The organism is Acinetobacter sp. ANC 4779 (genome assembly GCF_004331055.1).
GTDB lineage: Bacteria > Pseudomonadota > Gammaproteobacteria > Pseudomonadales > Moraxellaceae > Acinetobacter.
Genome location: NZ_SJNU01000006.1, coordinates 191,391 through 209,856, shown reverse-complemented (window position 1 = coordinate 209,856; position 18,466 = coordinate 191,391). Strand labels below are relative to the sequence as shown.

Genomic DNA, 18,466 nt, shown 5'->3' with positions numbered 1-18,466 from the left:
AGTGAAACCTCTTTGCGCTGATGGTAGTGTGGGGTTACCCATGTGAGAGTAAGTCATCGCCAGCTCATTATTCCTAAAACCCCCCTTAATCTTAAGATTGAGGGGGGGTTTTTATGCAGCTAAAAAAAGAAATTAAAAAAGACAGTTCCTCAAGCAGCTAAAAATAAAATAAGCATTCCGGATTTTTAGTCGAGCTGCCGTCGGGCATGTTTAAAGGCCGTTCTCAAGCCTTCTTCCAAGGTAGGATGGTAGAACGGTTTCTCCAGAATCTGATCCAGGCTTAGGGCTTCATACGGTATTAATGATAAACGGTAGGTTACAGTTTAAGAGTACCAATAACCTTTAATAGCACATTTACCATTTCCCTTAAAGCCTGTTAATTTTATAGATACTCTTGAATTTTTATTTAATTTACTGGAGTAAATAATCTTAATTCTGCAGAGTAAATTCATGTGAATTTTTCATAATCTTATAGTTCTTCAGCTGTTTCACACATTGTTAGTCTTTGCTATTCAAGCATCAGTAAATTTTATTAATCCTATTAATTTAATGTCTTATATAACTTCGCTACATTCTGTACATCCTTTGTTTCAAAATGCAGTATTGGATTCTATTTATAGCAAAGTCCGTGTATAACTAATAAGTAAGCTAAATATTGAATATATATAAAGGAAAAAAATCATGACAAATGAAAATAAATTTGACGACTTAAAAAACAAAGTATCTGATTTAAGTGAAGACCTAAAGCTCAAAGCAAAAGAAGCCCACCTGAAAGGGGAGAAAACAGTAGATAATTTAAAACATAAAGCTGCTGAAATTAAGCTTGAAGGTGAAAAGGCACTTCATAATTTACATAAGGAAACAGATGCTAAATATACTGAAGGCAAAGTTTCATTTGATGAAAAAGTGAATGATGTAAAAAATGAAACTTCAGAGACAGAAAATAAGGTACAGGATAAATTAGAACATTTGAAAGCAGAAGCCAACCATAAGTTTGAGGAGGCAAAATTAAAAGCTACGGAATTGAAGCAAGAAGCCGCGGTTAAATTTGATGAGCTTAAAGTTCAGGCAAGCACTAAATTTGATGAATTAAAGAAAACAGCAACCGACACGCTCAACAAATTTAAAAAAGATGACCAAGGTTAATTGAGTTAAGTATTAATTCAATATTCCAGCTAAATGATTTCTAATTTAGCTGGAATGATCAGAAGTAAAAATAAAAATTATTGCGTTATTTTGTTTTTAATCCCTTTATTCGTATTCAGCCATTTAATTTTCTTCACAACTTCACAACTTCACAACTTCACAACTTCACAACTTCACAACTTCACAACTTCACAACTTCACAACTTCACAACTTCACAACTTCACAACTTCACAACTTCACAACTTCACACGATAGTTTATCATTATGAGATGTTACACCTCATTTTTTTATTTCGTATTTATAATCCAATACTAAATAAATTTTTTTATCTTCTCAGTTTATGTTTAATAATTGAATGAGGGGATAATTTAAAAGGTTTTATATATTTATAAAGTTATTGCCGAAGTTGATTAATTGTCCTTTAGCAGAGAGCGAATAGAAGATGTCGTATTTCCTCTGCATATTAAAGAATATAACAGTCAACACAACGAACGTAGTTAGGCTTTAAGCAAGATATTACATCTCGTATAATAAAATTAATAATATGCAGCTAATAAGATGAAGAACAAAATAAAGTTATATCTGCATAATACTCGTTACTCAAATAAGCGTTATTGGTATAGGTAAACTCAACGGTGATTTTTTAAACTGTTTTTCTGATCTATGTAATTTGGCCATCCTATTCAATAATTTAATAAAAATATATTTATAGCTGATTAATAAAAAACGTAATATTTTTTTTAAATAAAGGTTTAAGCACTAAACCAACTGATTAGATAGGATTTTTAACAGCATTCATAAATCAAGGTGGAACTTTACTTAACCTTCGCCTAATTTAAAGCTAAACTATGATATTCAGCTGTATGTATATACTTGGAGTAAACTTATGTCGTGGCTTTCTTCGCTTAAATCTGTTTTTTCACCATCGCAAGAGGTGAAGGAGGAAGAAATCCAGAATGTGCTGCAAGACTATATATTGCCAAATTCCAACAATGCACTGAAAGAACGTGTTACCCAAGTGAATGTTGAAGGGCGAGTATTGCAAATCACCCTTAATACTTATCCTGAAGAAGCAGACCATTTACAAAAAATCCATGATGATTTAGCTGATGCTCTGGAAAAATGCGGTATTCAAGAACTCAATATGCATGTGATTCAGCAAAAACATGCACAAGATGAAAGCAGTTCTAATCATGATCATGGGAAAGAAGGTCATAGTTGCTCTAGTAAAATTCCGGGTGAAAATGCAACTTCTCGAGCTCAAAAACTTCCGCCTGTAGTGGATGCTTCAGGCAAATCGGTTCAAGCCGAAATAAGAACCGAGCAAGATCCAAACAATCCCCCCATTCAAAAACCGGCACCGCAACAAAGAGATGTACCTAAACATCCACGTATTAAAAATGTGATCTTGGTTTCATCGGGTAAAGGAGGTGTCGGTAAATCGACTACTACTGTAAACCTTGCATTGGCATTGCAAAAATTAGGTTTAAAAGTCGGTGTTTTAGATGCTGATATCTATGGTCCAAGTATTCCGACCATGTTGGGTAATGCTGGGCGTACCCCAATGATTGAAGCGGAAAATTTTGTTCCTATTGATGCTTATGGTATGGCTGTTCTATCTATTGGGCATTTAACTGGAGATAACAATACCCCTGTGGCTTGGCGTGGTCCGAAAGCAACGGGGGCATTGATGCAATTGTTTAACCAGACTTTGTGGCCCGACTTGGATGTATTGATGATTGATATGCCACCAGGGACAGGAGATATTCAATTGACGCTTGCACAGCGTATTCCAGTAACTGGTGCTGTTATTGTTACTACTCCGCAAAACGTGGCATTAATGGATGCAATCAAAGGAATTGAACTATTTAATAAAGTTCAGATTCCTATTATGGGTGTTGTAGAAAACATGTCGACGCATATTTGTTCGAACTGTGGTCATGAAGAGCAGATTTTTGGTGCGGGCGGCGGCGACAAGTTATCTGAACAGTACAATATTCCTTTATTGGGACGTTTGCCTTTAAATGTTCAAATTCGAGAAAATGCCGATGCAGGCAAACCTTCTGTGCTAGTAGGTGATGATGCTGCTGAAAGCTATATGGCGATTGCTGAAAAAATTGCAGAGCAATTACCAAAAGTAGAAAAGCCACAAAACAGAATTTTCTAAATCTTAAATACAGTTAAATATTCAGCTAAAGTCCAACAAAAGTTGGACTTTTTTATGCCGTATTATTTTGATTGTATGCATCTGCTTGAATCAAGACGCTAACCTCAAAAAGGTATAATAAAATTACTTTATAATTATCTGCTTTTTGAATATGGAAATAGCATTTCTGATCAATCATTCATTTTTATTGGGTAGATCGACGACGTTTATAATGTTGAATAATACTCCATCGCCAAAATAGTCGGGTGATCACAAATAAGATAATGGCAAAAATTAAAGCTTCTAATACTAAACCAGATAATAAAATTTTCGCCAAACTGAGGTCGATATGTCCTTTACCAAAGTGAGTGATCCAATGACTGATCTGATGCAGAACACCCAGTATCATATCTTGATCAATCATATTTACTTGGAATACCTTCGTGCCGAGCCAAAAGCCAATATATAAAATGGGAACAAGCGTGAAGGGATTTGTCAGCCAAGCGAGACATAAGCTCACGGGTAAGTTGACTTCAAAAATTAAAACTGTCAGCACAATTAAAAGACTATGAAAAGGCAAAGGTAACATGCCCCAAAAAGTACCAATAAAAACGGCTTTTGAAATAGACTTTCTGTTCACATACCACAGCAAAGGATTTAAGGTGCGTTGACCAAAAATTTTCATCAGTTTCATCTCTGCGACTTTATGAGGAGAGGGAAGCCATGATTGAAAGAATTTTTTTGCCATAAAGTAGGATGCTCAAGGGATGACACATTGTGCCTGAATTGATCACTAAGTGACAGTTCAAGTATAAGCGAATGGGTTGATTAAGGTTAGAAAAACAGGGTTATTGAAATTTTTTCTAACAAATGACTATCAAGTTATATGTTATTTAATTAATTAATTAATTGAAATATATGTATTTATTTTATTGCTCTAAAGGCTTTAAAAAAGATGTAAAATTCCATATTTGCTAAGTACAATAAACTGATTTACTCTTCGCGCACTCTATAGAGAGGTCGCATATGATTTCATGGCTGTTCATCGGTTTAGTGGTCACTATTTTATTGACTCCTGGCCCAACAAATACATTACTTGCATCTTCTGGCATACAGGTAGGTGTACGCCAATCATTACGGCTTATCCCCGCAGAATCAATCGGTTATTTAATTTCAATTACCGTTTGGGGAATCATTATAGGGACAGTTTCAAGTCGATTTCCTATTCTCCCGATATTTTTGAAGTTATTAAGCGCGCTGTATATTATTTTTCTCGCGATTAAACTCTGGAAAACGGCAGATATCGGAGCAAGTTATAATTTGCCGACCATTCGTGCAGGTGAATTATTTTGTGCAACCTTATTGAACCCTAAAGCATTACTCTTTGCTTCTGCTATTTTTCCAAGTTCAGCGTGGTTAACACTGAATAATTATTTGCTTCATATTGGTATGTTTCTCATTTTAATTGTGCCAATCGCTTTGTTTTGGACTTTTATTGGATCTATCTTGGCCACTAATAAAGTGCGTTGGCTGAATCAATCTAACTTACAAAAAACCGCTTCTTTGGTGTTGGTCAGTTTCTCTATTCCATTGGGCTATTCTGCTATTTTAAGTCTTTAAAATGAGGTGATGAAAATTGCATTTGGTAAAAAATGCATCATCGCCTGATCATAATTTCCATTGCCGCCAATTTCAGTTAAAGTACCAGGCAATAATTGATTTAACTTTTTTTGGGTATAGAAATAATGGCAATTAAGTCTGATCGTTGGATTCGTGAAATGAGCGAAAATCACGGCATGATTGAACCGTATGCAGAAAACCAAGTACGATATGATGAAGCCGGTGAAAAGCTCATTTCTTATGGCGTTTCAAGCTATGGTTATGATGTTCGTTGCGCGCGTGAATTTAAAGTATTTACCAATGTCCATTCAGTAATTGTCGATCCCAAAAACTTTGATGATAAAAGCTTTATCGCTCAACGATTAAAGCGGTTATAAGCCATTTGCCGGGGACACAAGTTTTCAGGAATGTAACGCCAAGTCGCACTAATGCGAAGTTTCCTTAGCATGGCTTCAATGATATTTTTACTATTTCTAGAGCGATACCAGCCATAAAACTCCATGGTTTCTTGGGTTTGTAGCCAAGTATCATCGGTTAAAATTCGGCGTGTCATGTTAAAAAATCAATAAAACAAATAGAAAGCAGATTTTATACTTGTATATTTAAATTTTGAAATGAGAACACGCCCTATGGCGATGATTAGAAGCTCCTGATCTTTTTAGTCTCCGTTTTACGTGCTTTTATAATATTGTACCCGATGGCAATCACCACGATGATTGCACCGATTACATCCGTAATAGTTTCAGGGATAATCAACATCAAAGCACCAACACCTAAGAATAAGCGCCAGAACCAATTAAGTGCTGTTTTAAAATAACCTTCAACTGCAGCACCCAATGCCAAAATACCCACAATCGAAGTCACGGTAATACTCACAATAGTGGTCCATGCAGGGAATGCAAATTCACGCGCATTAACAGCAGCATTGGTGGTATCAATCATCAGCATTGCGGGGTTATAAACGAAGAGGAAGGGCACAATAAAACCAGCTAAGGAAAGTTTAAGTGCCTGAAAACCGGTTCGCATTGGATCACCGCCTGCAATCCCCGCACCTGCGAAGGCGGCCAGCGCAACAGGTGGCGTAATGTTGGCAAATAAACCAAAGTAGAAAACAAACATATGTGCGACTAAGGTTGGAATATCAAAGTTGGCGAGAGCAGGTGCAGCCATCGTTGCGGTAATAATATAAGCAGGAATAGACGGTAAGCCCATACCTAAGATCATAGAGGCAATCATGGTGAAAAATAGGGTCAGGAATAAACTGCCCGCACCAATACTCATAATGGATGATGTCATGACTGAACCAAAGCTGGTCAGACTTACGACACCAATAATAATCCCGACGACAGCACAGGCTGCCATGACCGAAAGAGATTGTTTTGCTCCATCTTCAAGTGCTTCCAAAATTTCTTTAAAACCCATACGGGTGGTTTTTTTGAAGGATGCGACAACAATAGTTAAAGCAATGGTATAAACCGCGGCATAGCTTACAGGAATGGATTGAAAGAGGAAAAAGACCAAAGCGACAATTGGAATCAATAAATGTCCACGTTCTTTTAGGACCTCTTTTACGCGGGGCAGATCGGCCTTGGGAACGCCTTTCAAATCATCTTTTCCTGCACGGAAATGTACTTGAGCCAGCACACCTAAGTAATACAGCAAAGCAGGTAAGGTTGCAGCCAGTGCGATTGTTCCATAACTTACCCCAGTCGTTTCTGCCATAATAAAGGCACTTGCCCCCATAACAGGTGGTAAAATTTGTCCGCCAACAGAGGCACTGGCTTCAACGGCTCCGGCAAAATTTTTGTCATAGCCAATTTTTTTCATTAGAGGAATGGTAAAAGAACCTGTACCAACAACATTGGCAACAGCAGTACCGTTAATACTTCCCATAAATCCACTGGAAATAACCGCCACTTTGGCAGGTCCACCTTGCTTATGACCCGCCAAAGCCATAGCTAAGTCATTGAAAAGTTTCCCCATTCCTGATTTGGCCAGAAATGCGCCAAATAAGATGAAGAGAAAAATAAACGTGACGGAGGCACCAATTGCAGATGAATATAAGCCCTCTGTTTTAAGGTACATTTGTCCAAAAATATCGCTAATCGTATAGTGGCGAGTAAGTAAGCGATCTGGCATCCAATTAAAATGACTCACAAATGGATAAGTCAGAAAAATCAAACCGAGAATAGGAAGCATCCAACCCATAACTCTTCGAGCCGCTTCAACGACTAAGATGACGGTCATAATCGCGAAGACAATATCCAGTGTGTTCGGAATACCTCCTCGAGACGTCATAATGGCTTGATATTCTGCCCAAATATAAATAAACGAAGCAAAAGAAGCGAATGCTAAAATCCAGTCAAACCATGATATAGAGTGTCTAGAACTTGATTGACGTGCAGGATAAAGTAAAAAAACTAACACTAAACCAATTGCAACGTGTGCGGCCCGTTGAATCAATTCAGGTTGTGGGTTAAAAGTAATAAATAAATGAAATAACGAATAACAGATGGCGATTGCAGCAACGAACCATTTCACTGATTTATTGGATGGCGTGCGTGTTACCGATTCACGGTCAAATTTTTCTAAAATAGCTTGTTGTTGCTTTTCATCGAGCTGTTCTGGAATGACTTTTTGGTCTTGCTGGCTCATAGGCATTCTCCTATTGTCCATGTTTTCCATAATGGTTGTTGTTGTATAGAGATATTCACAAGCGTGTAATCGGGGTAATCTTTATAAATAGACCACTCATTTTTATTCACCTTAATGGTTCCTTGCATATTTCTAGAAACGATCCAATGTATATCTTCTATTTTTTGATTTACGCTCATTCTAATCACACCATTTTTTTGGGAAATGATCGGGAGATTTGCGGGAGTGCCTGCACCAAAAGAAATTAAATCGGTATAGCGAAGCACGAAATGCTGTTGTTGACGCTGATAATTTTCGATCCATATTGTTTTTTCAACTGAATGCTTCCATTGCAAATTAAAATCTGCTGATGAAATTTTGCAATGCTCACCAGCGATATTGACTTGGGTGTATTTTACGAGTGAAGACATAAATAGACCGAGTATGAAGATAAAAAATGCAGCCGAAGCTGCAATTTTTTTCCAAAGCATTATTTGACTGCCATCTCTTCATAATAACGTTTTGCACCAGGATGTAGTGGTGCAACTAAACCTTTTTGTGCACCGGCAAGCGTTATTTCTGATGCTGCTTGATGTGAATTTTCGAGTGTTTTTAAATTATCAAAGAATGCCTTTGTCAGTTTATATCCATCACTTTCAGATAAATCTGAACGAACAACCAAGGCATTCATAATTGCTGCAGTAGGAATATCTTCTGCATTACCATAGGTGCCTTTTGGAATATTAAGAGATAAGAAATAGGCTTGGTTTTGAGCAATTTCTTTAACTTTGGCAGGGTTGATACCGACCAGTTGTAAATCAAAACCTTGTTGGAGTTCCATTAATGATGAATTTGGGATACCGCTGGTTAAGAAGGCAGCATCAATTCGACCACCTTTTAAAGCATCGGCTGCCTCTGCATAGCCTAAATAATCGACTTTAACGTCGTTGTAGGTAATACCAAAACCATTAAGTAATGTACGTGCATTGACTTCAACCCCCGAGTTTTGAGCACCGACTGCTATACGTTTGCCTGTTAAGTCTTCGAGGTTTTTAATACCTGACTTTTTAGACGCAACAATTTGCACATAGTTTGGATAGAGAGCAGCCAGCTGCTGAACATTCTCTACTTTTCCGTTGGCAAAACTTCCTGTACCTTTTAAGGCCTCAGTCAGGCTATCGCTCATTACAAATGCCATTTCAACTTTATTTTGTTTCAATAAATTAAGATTTTCAACTGAAGCGCCAGTGGTTTGGGTTTTTGAGTTTACGCCGTAGGTTTTATGATAAATTTCAGCAAGACTTGTACCAATCACATTGTATGGGCCAGAGGCACCTCCAGTTGCGATGTTGATAAATTTTGTTGCAAGTTTATCTTCTGATTGTGCTGCAACTTCAGTTTTATCTGTAGTTGAAGTATTTTTATTATTGTCACTTGAGCAAGCGTTTAAACCTACAAGTGCAACGGATAGAAGGGTGAGTTGAGTCCATTTTTTCATTTACATCTCCTAGTTTTATTTTGCAATCAGATTCTTTTGATTTTTAAAATGTCATCTAATGTATTGATTAAATCCACTTTAAAGAAATTAACTCATTAATTTTCATTTGAATAGTTTTTTTTAATAAATGACCACTGTACGTTTTCTGAAAATTCATTAATGTTGTGTATTTTTAAAAAAAACTATATATTTAAGTAGCTTATATGTTTTGGCTTTAAAAGCAATTTGTATCTAAATATTAAAATGAGAAAATAATAATTCGAATTAAAATAAAACATTTTTTTGCGTTTAAAATTAAATTTTCTAATGCTGTAAATATATATCTATATTTATTTGATGAAATTTGGTATTCATGGATTGGAAGTGTTCACTAGCGACATCGACTTATTTTCATTACGCTCGATTTCAGTTAAAGTACCAGGCAATAATTGATTTAACTTTTTTTGGGTATAGAAATAATGGCAATTAAGTCTGATCGTTGGATTCGTGAAATGAGCGAAAATCACGGCATGATTGAACCGTATGCAGAAAACCAAGTACGATATGATGAAGCCGGTGAAAAGCTCATTTCTTATGGCGTTTCAAGCTATGGTTATGATGTTCGTTGCGCGCGTGAATTTAAAGTATTTACCAATGTCCATTCAGTAATTGTCGATCCCAAAAACTTTGATGATAAAAGCTTTATCGATATTGAATCGGATGTATGTATTATTCCGCCAAATTCATTTGCCTTGGCACGCACAGTTGAATATTTCCGTATTCCACGTAATGTTTTGACTATATGTTTAGGTAAATCGACTTACGCACGTTGCGGTATCATTGTGAATGTGACTCCGCTTGAACCCGAGTGGGAAGGTCACGTGACTTTGGAATTTTCAAATACAACCAACTTACCTGCGCGTATTTATGCGGGTGAAGGTGTAGCTCAAATGCTGTTCTTTGAATCAGATGAAGTATGTGAAACCTCATATAAAGACCGTGGCGGTAAATACCAAGGTCAGACTGGCGTGACGCTACCGAAAGCATAAATGCTATAAATAATTGAATAAGCGGATCATTATGGTCCGCTTATTTTTTGATATTTTCATTCATCGGAAACTGGGTTCATTCGCCCAGTTTTTTTTGCAATTGAGTAAATATTCAGCATAATAAAAAGTTATACCAACTTGGTAAGAATATTGTTGTAATGACAAATAAATAAAAGAGATATACCAAGCTTAGGGTGAATTAAAAAATAATGATGCGGAGCATCTGATAAAAGGAAGGTCGTGATGACTCAGAGTTGGAATAATCCGAGATTTAAAAAGTCTTGTTTGGCGGGTGTAATCGCGGTTTTACTTAGTCCGTCAGTTTATGCACTTGAATCTTTATCAGATGAACACCTTTCTGAAACAACAGGTGAAGGTGTCGCACTCGTACTCGACGACTTTAAAATGGTGTTTCAAGGACCTAAAGATATTTCGAATGGCTCAAGTTATGCTCGAGGCCTCACGAATCCTGGTGAGGCGGATACTGGTTTTATCCGTATTATTCCGACCGGTGAAAACTATCAGCAGTTAGCTGATCGTGCCTACGCAAATGTATATCAACCTGCATATAACGCTCAGTATCAAACCTCTTATACTAGCGTGTACAGTCCGTCAAAAACTACTGAGTTTAATCGTATTCAATCTACAGAACGTACCACAGCATATAATGAAGTTAATACGGCAAAACGCACGCTATATACTAACGACGAGAAAGAATTTAAGGCAGGTACTGTAGCACAAGAGCGATATGATTATTATTACAATACCGTGGGTTCGGGAGGTTGGTTAAATGCGGCTAATAGTAGAACAAAGGCAACAAACGATGTTAATAATGTTGCCACTTATGTGAATCAAATTACAGCAAAAGTAACCAATAAAATTACAGCTGAAGCTAATGTATTGGGTGATCAAAGGGCAACAGCAAAAGCGGATACCTATGCTTTGGCACAAGTTAATTTAGATACCAATAAGCAAATTAAAAATACGGTCAATGGCGCAGTAAATCTTTCGACGCGCCAAACCAAAGCGGATGTATTTATTTATGGTTTGGCTTTATCAAAAAGTGACGGTTCGCTTGCGACGCGTTTCAGCAATTTAGGTTTTAGTTGGGGAACTACAAGTAATCCTTGGTTATTTCGTGCGGGTACAGAAAAAGTAAGGCAATTTACCGACACTGAAAAAGAATTAGGATATCTTGCCCTAGAAGCACCATTGGCCACCATTGCCGCAAATGAAGCAGATAATAATATTAAACTGGGTTTTTGGACGGATATTTTTGCACGCAGTTTTAGCTCATCTAATTTTGTTGATCCTAAGACGGGTGCGCCAAACTCTGGACTTGATGTAACACAACGTTTAAGACTGCAATTTGTTGCCAATGGTTTGAGTCTTAATGGTTCACAGGTTCGTTTGTTTCAGACTTTGCCATCATCCAATGCTGACTATAACCAGACTTTGGGTATGGCAAGTATTATTCGTTTAAATACCAACGATAGCCCAGAAGGTTTAACTGCTACAACATCGAATTTAGACAGTAAAGGTATCCGTATTAGTACAGCGGCGAAAAATGATCAATCGGATGGCAATGGCCCGACGCCAGCCATGAATTCATCTTCAGCACCCTTATTTAATGAGTATGAAGGGTTATATATATATAGCCCAAATATTAATTTAGTTCTCGGAAATATGTATCAGCCATTTATTGTGGGTTCCGAAGGCAATAACATTATTTTAGAAGTGACCCGTATTCCAAATATTCCCTCAATTTATAACCAAATTTATCAAAATTATGGTGGAGGTTTAGGAACAACGGCTTTAAAAGGCTCAACATGTAATGTATATAGTTGTGGCACAGCGATTAAAAATAGTGCCTCTGAGAGTACTGAGCTTTATCAGGGTCGTAATGCAACACACAGTAGTATTGCAATTGGTAGCAGTGAACGTATAGCCGGAACCAATATGCTACGTGCCAAACAAACTGATACTGCGACAGGTATTATGTTTAAAAACACCACTGGAATCAGTAAAAACTTTGGTTCTGCTGTGATTGATGGTGTATTAATTCAACACCTTAAAATTAAAACAACAGGTCTGTAAGGGAGTATGACAATGGTTAAGCAAATAACACTTTTTGCACTGTTGAGTGCTTCGTTAACAGCAAATGCAGGACTTGAAGCCTTAAACTCGCAAGAGCTGATCGAAACAGTCGGTCAGGGCGGTGCAGACTTAAGTTGGACATTATCGTTAAATCACATCTATGCCACTGATTTTAGCAAAACTTCGATTTCACAACTTGATGCAAATGGGAATCCACTTGATGTTTATTATGCTCTGGATCCAACGACTTGTGGTGTAACCAAACAATTTTGTCGTTTGGCGATCGCACCAAATAACCATCTGGATGCCAATAATAATAAAAAGTGGTTGGTGTTTAAAGGGATCCAAGGCACAATTCAGATTGATCAATTTTCTATTGATGCTATGACAATTAGTAATAATAAAAATGAAGCACAGACTGCCATGAAGATTACATTCTATGATAATAAGCCTTTAAAAATTCGTAATTTAGGTTTTAATACTTTAGCGATTGAAACGGGTACAGGTACAGGTGCAAATGAAGGATATGCCAATACTCCAATTTATAGCACCTTTACGACCAAAAAAATTCAAGATGACGGCACGACTACTGATGTTGTAACGGATGTTCCGGCATTTGATAAAAATACGGAGAAAGGCTTTATGGGATTGAATATGCATGGCAACTTACATATGTCCGGTAATTTAAAAATATTTAGCTATAACTGTACTGGCGGTGCAAGCATCCGTTGTTAGAAGCTTCAGTGTATAATAAGGATATAAATATGATAAAAACAACAATGAAGCTAAGTGTGCTGACAGTATGTATGTGTCTTGCACACCAAGGATACGCACTAGAGCAAATTGATGAGCAAGAACTGAGTGACGTGACAGGTCAAGATGGCATCGTGATCAAACATGAAGTATCACGTGTGAAAATTGAGCAAGCAAATTGGTATGATCCAAATCCAGCAGCAAATGTACAAATGGGTTTAGGATTACATAACGCGCAGTTTGATGGTGTGAATAATAAACCCATTATCAGCCAGCTTGAATTTGATGTAGGTGGAACATCTAGTGGTGCAGGGATTCGTCTTGCAGCAAGTGTAGCTCCATTTACAGCAACAGCAGATTTAATGCTGGTTAAAAATACCTGTAGTACCAATCCATGTCAGCAAGCAACGAATAGTTTACGTACTCCAGGGGTTAAATCTAATCAAAGTTTAGGTAAGCTTGGAATCAGTACGTCTACCCCCCTGAATTTTGTTTTGCAAACGACAGGTGGTTTGTTTAATAAGTATGCAAAAGCGAATATAGATTTTCAATTACAAAATGCCACCATTAGTCATAAATTAGGCCTTAATAGTCTTATTTTGAATGATTTTAATTTTAATTTCGCCGGTGATGCTTATATGTATATCGACCAAGACGAAGGGCTTGTGTTAAGTACATATAATGAAAATCAAAATCACTATGTTGATCTAAAACGCGTTACCGATATGAGCGATATTGCTACTGGGCGTACTGACGCAACGAATCCAGGTGTAAATATCGATTTACGTTATAATACTCCGAGCAATGAACGTAAAAATATTATGCGCTTAGGGGCTTCCGGTGCAGTAACCAATGCCAAATTGGCTTTGAATGGCAACCAAACAAAGCTTGCTAATTTTGAAGTTAATAACATGGTCAATGGCGTATTAACGAAAGAGACTAAAATAGCATCAGGCTATAACGGTGCAGGTAATGACCTTGGTCTTGTTGGCTCTGGTGGTTTACATTTAAGTTTAGCGGCGGACTTCACCAATGCATCGGATCCTAATCTTCCTGCGAAGATGTCACCAACAACGTTTGAAATTGGGCATACAGGTAAAGGTAGTTATGCGATCGAATTTTCAAATTTAAGACAGCTTACTACTCGAGCTGCAGATGGCACCTTACACAAGAAAAATGCGTATATCGACTTTGGCGATATTTATATTAATACTGTAACAACGAAAACCCTTGATTTCATTATTAATGAAAATATTCAAAAAACGCTTGCTGTCACTAGTCCAATACTGAAACAAACTTTAACCACTGCAGCTAATCCTAAGGATGCGATTTTAATTGCTATTCGTGGTATGGATTTCCAAGCCATTGCAGCAAAAGCACGCATTATTTCAGATAATTCATTGCAAAAACTGAATGGTAATGGGGGAACATGGGGGATCGGTATACCCATTTATAACCTGAATGCCAATGTTGCCTTATCTGCAGGTACCTATGGGGCAACTAACAAGAACGGAATTGCTTACAATGTTATGGCATCTACAGAGGGCTATGGCATAGATTCAAAAACAAGTTTACCAAGTACAACTTCTATCATTTTAATTGATGGTCAAAATGGAGTTCATGGTGAAGCAGCCAATTATTATGCTGGTTTTCGAAATATAGATGCTTTTTTCCAATCTGAAGGCGTTATTGGTTATGAAAATGAAGGAATTTATATTCGTGCCGATAAATTATTAATCGCTGCAAAAGCTGAATTAGCGATTGGTCAATTACCAGGTTCAAAATATAACTGTGCATCAGGTACTTACGCTAAATGTGGCACGTATGTACCCCATGATAATTTTTCGAAGCGTGATGATGTACTTACCAATATTGCTTTTAAGCTTGATGGTAGTGGAGAGTTATTGATTATTCCAGGCGTAGACCCGACAGCTGCGAATCCGGATAGCAACTTCTTAGCCTTTGATGCAAATTTTAAATTTAGACCATTAAGCACAACTGAGGTTGCTGACGTCACAAACTTAGGTAGTTATTTTAGTCTGATCAATGAAGATATTGATGTAGATGGAAAATTAAAGACTTCTGCGATTCACTTTAATCGTATTGAAGGAGATCTTGCAATGAAAGCAAAAGTTCGTGTCAGTGCAGATACAATAACCTTTGATAACCAAGTTAAGTTAAATCCGGGCAATAACATCGCAACGCCATTTAGAACCAATTTTGCCATGTCGACCAATGGTAATATGCAAAACATAGCATCAATCGCATTAACTGGTGGAACAATTCGTAGCACTTTGGGCATCACACCACGTTAAAATCAGGAAGATAAAATAATGAAAAAAAAATTATTGAGTGGTTTAATTTTTGCTGCATTGAATCTAAGTCATTATAGTTATGCAATGATTTCTTTAGATGACAGCGAGTTGTCGAAAATAGACGGACAAGCATTATTAAATTTAGAAAACAGTTATGACTCATCTCAAGGAGTCAATTTCCATAAACTGAGTATTGCAGCACTTATGGAATTGAACGTAAATATAAAAACCTTACAGTTGGGCTGTGGCGGGGTAAATAATGCTTCAAAAGGTCCAGGTTGTGATATTGATATATCAAATTTGTCATTAAGTGGCTTAAATACCGGTACCAATACCAATGGTAGTCCAACTTTTAATGGTGAAGGTCGTGCTGCCACAAGTGCTTCAATCACCAATCCTTTTATTGAATTTGCGATTAAAGGTAATAGTGCAGCCACACGTGAAGTTGCAGGTTTTCGTTTGGGGGCAGAAAATATTATAGGCTTACTAACCTTGGGTACAGACAATACACAAAATCCAACGGATGGTATCCAAAGCTTTACTGGCTATATGAAAATGGCACAAACTGCGGGCAGTTCAAAGACTAAAGCCGCCACATTTGGTGATACTCAAGATCAAATCATACAGGGTTATTTAAAAGCACTCGGCAATTTGCGACTATTTACCAGTGATCCGACTGATTCTGGTAACACGGGTATCACAGTGCCATCCATGAAAGTGAATTTTATTATGCCCGAAACGATTGTAACGGGAACACGATTGTCTGCTGCAACAGTATCTGGTATTCATTCTGCAATTAAATCTATTCCGCTTGCGGCTGCCGCAGACGGAACTAGCTTGCCAAGTGATGTTATTGGAACACCGAACTTTGCTAATGATCAACTTCATACAACATTTGATGCATTGTTATTAGGTTTGGGTAAAGAGGCTTACTTTAAAATGGGTGCAGGCTCAAGTTTAGATAACTTAAATCTAGATATTACTTTTGTTCAAGCATTAAGCATGATTCATAATATCCCTCTGAATGGTACCGGGGGATATCTATCCTTACAAAATCAAAATATCCATTGGCAGGGTGCAGATACAGCAGACATCGCAAAACCAGGTTGGTGGATGTCGTTTAAAGACCCAATTCAATTAGGGTACTTAGAGACAACCGACGAAGTCGATATTTCCTATGTATTGCCTCAAGTTGCAGCAGCAATTACGGCTTCTTTGACTGAGAAGAAGGCAGACGGAACACCTAAAAATGTTATTGATGTCGATATTCTTTCTGCGTTAGGTTCCTTATTAGACAAACCAGTAGTTCGTAAATTAAATATTGATGTTGGGCCGTTTACAAGCTATGCAAATAACACTGCTGCAAAATTAACTTTAAATGATAAATTGTTAAAGAATCAGGCTGTAGTGTCTAACTGTTTTGGTGGGCATAAATTCTGTTAACTCAGTTCCATGAATAAAAAAATCCCGCCTAAGCGGGATTTTTTTATCTCAAAGCAAAATTATTTCGCGATTTTTGCTAATAATTCTTCTCTAGAAATATTCACAGATTCAGCATCACGACGGCCTTTATATTCAAAAGTACCTGCGTCTAAGCCTTTTTCACCAATCACGATACGGTGTGGAATACCATTAAGTTCAAGGTCGGAGAATTTCACCCCTGGACGTTCGTCGCGGTCATCCAAAATCACGTCATAACCCGCTGCTTGAAGCTCGGTATAGAGTGCTTCAGCTGCTTCAAGGGTGCGTGGTGATTTATGTGCGTTCATTGGCACAATCGCAACTTCAAATGGTGCAATGGCTAAAGGCCAAATAATTCCCTTGTCATCAAAGTTTTGTTCAATGGCAGAGGCAACTACTCGTGTTACACCAATACCATAACAACCCATCGTTACCACCGCCGGCTTACCGTCTTTGCCCAATACTTTACAGCCTAAAGCTTCAGAGTATTTTGTACCCAATTGGAAGATGTGACCGACTTCAATACCACGTTTAATTTGTAGCGTGCCTATGCCGTCTGGAGAAACATCGCCTTCAACCACGTTACGCAGGTCGTAGACTTCAGTGAACTGCGCATCACGTTCCCAGTTTACACCAGTAGCGTGTTTGTCTGCTTCATTTGCACCCGCAACGAAATCAGAAATTACCGATGCAGCACGATCCACAATCACGGTTAAGCCTTTTTCAACTAAACCTTGTGGTCCAATGAAACCTGTAGTTAAATCGAGTGCAGCAATTTGTTCTTCTGTTGCAAAAGTTAAAGGTGCAGCAATAGCAGCATGCTTTTCAGCTTTAATTTCATTGAGTTCATGGTCGCCACGTAGGAACAAAGCCACCACAGGTATTGAACCATCTTCTTGCGCAACCCCTTGAACCAATAAGGCTTTAACAGAAGCTTTGGTATCCGTGTTCAAGAATGCTGAAACATCTGCAATGGTTTTTTGATTTGGTGTATCCACCAACTTTAATTCTTGTGTAGCTGCAGCACGTTCACCGACAAGCACGGCTTCAGCCATTTCAACGTTGGCTGCATAATCTGATTCAGTGGAGAAAGCGATATCGTCTTCACCACTTGATGCCAATACATGGAACTCATGTGAGCCTGAACCACCGATTGAACCGGTATCTGCTTGAACAGGACGGAAGTTTAGACCGAGACGAGTAAAGATACGGCAATATGCATCGTACATCGTATCGTAAGTCTGTTGTAGCGAGTCTTGATCGATATGGAAAGAATAAGCATCTTTCATGATGAATTCACGTGAACGCATCACCCCAAAACGTGGACGAATTTCATCACGGAATTTGGTTTGTACTTGATAGAAGTTTGCTGGAAGTTGCTTGTAACTTTTCAGTTCGTTACGCGCAAGATCGGTAATTACTTCTTCATGGGTAGGCCCAAGCACAAAATCATTATTATGACGATCTTTAAAACGTAGCAGTTCAGGACCATATTGCACAAAGCGACCTGATTCTTCCCACAGGCTTGAAGGTTGAGTTACAGGCATCAATACTTCAAGTGAGCCAGCACGATTCATTTCTTCATGAATAATCGCTTCCACTTTATTTAGCACACGTACACCCATCGGCAACCAAGTGTATAAACCCGAAGCCAATTTACGAATCATACCCGCACGTAACATCAGCTGATGTGAAATGACTTCAGCATCGTTCGGGGTTTCTCTTAACGTAGCAAATAAAAAGCGACTCGCGCGCATGGAAGCTGTC

General features: G+C 37.8%; 14 protein-coding genes and 2 pseudogenes. 9 read left to right on the top strand and 7 right to left on the bottom strand.

Going from position 1 to position 18,466, the window contains the following annotated elements; genetic code table 11:
- Positions 1-185: 185 nt before the first annotated feature.
- Positions 186-308 (bottom strand): annotated as a pseudogene (locus tag E0H80_RS16850) (hypothetical protein); the annotation flags it as partial.
- A 373-nt stretch (positions 309-681) separates the two neighbouring features.
- On the opposite strand from E0H80_RS16850, the gene E0H80_RS09250 reads away from it, so the two are divergent.
- Both E0H80_RS09250 and apbC read left to right on the top strand, forming a co-directional pair.
- On the top strand, positions 682-1,146 hold the full coding sequence (locus tag E0H80_RS09250; RefSeq protein ID WP_131365139.1) for a hypothetical protein: 465 nt from the start codon (positions 682-684) through the stop codon (positions 1,144-1,146).
- 887 nt (positions 1,147-2,033) lie between these two features.
- The gene (gene apbC / locus E0H80_RS09240) at positions 2,034-3,314 is read left to right on the top strand and encodes an iron-sulfur cluster carrier protein ApbC (RefSeq protein ID WP_131365134.1); all 1,281 of its coding nucleotides are present in this window, start codon (positions 2,034-2,036) and stop codon (positions 3,312-3,314) included.
- Between the two features lie 184 nt (positions 3,315-3,498).
- Here apbC and E0H80_RS09235 read toward each other — a convergent pair whose 3' ends face one another.
- Positions 3,499-4,041 carry a DUF2062 domain-containing protein gene (locus E0H80_RS09235; RefSeq protein WP_131365132.1) on the bottom strand — a complete coding sequence of 181 codons (543 nt, stop codon included), beginning with the start codon at positions 4,039-4,041 and terminating at the stop codon, positions 3,499-3,501.
- Between the two features lie 278 nt (positions 4,042-4,319).
- On the opposite strand from E0H80_RS09235, the gene E0H80_RS09230 reads away from it, so the two are divergent.
- Positions 4,320-4,913 (top strand): LysE family translocator, encoded by a 594-nt coding sequence (locus E0H80_RS09230; RefSeq protein ID WP_131365130.1) that lies wholly within the window; start codon positions 4,320-4,322, stop codon positions 4,911-4,913.
- A 125-nt stretch (positions 4,914-5,038) separates the two neighbouring features.
- Positions 5,039-5,266: pseudogene (dcd, locus tag E0H80_RS09225) on the top strand (dCTP deaminase); the annotation flags it as partial.
- A 2-nt stretch (positions 5,267-5,268) separates the two neighbouring features.
- On the opposite strand, the gene E0H80_RS09220 reads toward dcd (E0H80_RS09225), so the two are convergent.
- The 4 genes from E0H80_RS09220 to E0H80_RS09205 all read right to left on the bottom strand — a co-directional run bounded on the left by E0H80_RS09220 (position 5,269) and on the right by E0H80_RS09205 (position 9,045).
- The gene (locus E0H80_RS09220) at positions 5,269-5,466 is read right to left on the bottom strand and encodes a transposase (RefSeq protein ID WP_131365128.1); all 198 of its coding nucleotides are present in this window, start codon (positions 5,464-5,466) and stop codon (positions 5,269-5,271) included.
- Positions 5,467-5,552: 86 nt separating this feature from the next.
- Positions 5,553-7,568 (bottom strand): TRAP transporter permease, encoded by a 2,016-nt coding sequence (locus tag E0H80_RS09215; protein ID WP_131365126.1) that lies wholly within the window; start codon positions 7,566-7,568, stop codon positions 5,553-5,555.
- Complete coding sequence (locus tag E0H80_RS09210; RefSeq protein ID WP_131365123.1) at positions 7,565-8,038, bottom strand: DUF1850 domain-containing protein; 474 nt, start codon at positions 8,036-8,038, stop codon at positions 7,565-7,567. The genes E0H80_RS09215 and E0H80_RS09210 overlap by 4 nt, the downstream gene beginning before the upstream one ends.
- Positions 8,038-9,045, bottom strand: a complete 1,008-nt coding sequence (locus tag E0H80_RS09205) for a TAXI family TRAP transporter solute-binding subunit (protein WP_131365121.1) — start codon at positions 9,043-9,045, stop codon at positions 8,038-8,040. The genes E0H80_RS09210 and E0H80_RS09205 overlap by 1 nt, the downstream gene beginning before the upstream one ends.
- Before the next feature lie 458 nt (positions 9,046-9,503).
- Between E0H80_RS09205 and dcd (E0H80_RS09200) the strand changes: the two genes are divergently transcribed.
- The 5 genes from dcd (E0H80_RS09200) (at position 9,504) to E0H80_RS09180 (ending at position 16,681) form a co-directional block, all read left to right on the top strand.
- Positions 9,504-10,073: a dCTP deaminase gene (gene dcd, locus E0H80_RS09200; protein ID WP_053578516.1), complete on the top strand. Its 570-nt coding sequence runs from the start codon at positions 9,504-9,506 to the stop codon at positions 10,071-10,073.
- A 243-nt stretch (positions 10,074-10,316) separates the two neighbouring features.
- On the top strand, positions 10,317-12,170 hold the full coding sequence (locus tag E0H80_RS09195; RefSeq protein ID WP_131365118.1) for a hypothetical protein: 1,854 nt from the start codon (positions 10,317-10,319) through the stop codon (positions 12,168-12,170).
- Between the two features lie 12 nt (positions 12,171-12,182).
- Positions 12,183-12,905: a hypothetical protein gene (locus E0H80_RS09190; protein ID WP_131365116.1), complete on the top strand. Its 723-nt coding sequence runs from the start codon at positions 12,183-12,185 to the stop codon at positions 12,903-12,905.
- Positions 12,906-12,934: 29 nt separating this feature from the next.
- Positions 12,935-15,238 (top strand): DUF6160 family protein, encoded by a 2,304-nt coding sequence (locus tag E0H80_RS09185; protein WP_131365114.1) that lies wholly within the window; start codon positions 12,935-12,937, stop codon positions 15,236-15,238.
- Positions 15,239-15,256: 18 nt separating this feature from the next.
- Complete coding sequence (locus E0H80_RS09180; RefSeq protein WP_131365112.1) at positions 15,257-16,681, top strand: hypothetical protein; 1,425 nt, start codon at positions 15,257-15,259, stop codon at positions 16,679-16,681.
- Between the two features lie 59 nt (positions 16,682-16,740).
- Here E0H80_RS09180 and E0H80_RS09175 read toward each other — a convergent pair whose 3' ends face one another.
- Positions 16,741-18,456, bottom strand: a complete 1,716-nt coding sequence (locus E0H80_RS09175) for a proline--tRNA ligase (RefSeq protein ID WP_131365109.1) — start codon at positions 18,454-18,456, stop codon at positions 16,741-16,743.
- Positions 18,457-18,466: the final 10 nt, after the last annotated feature.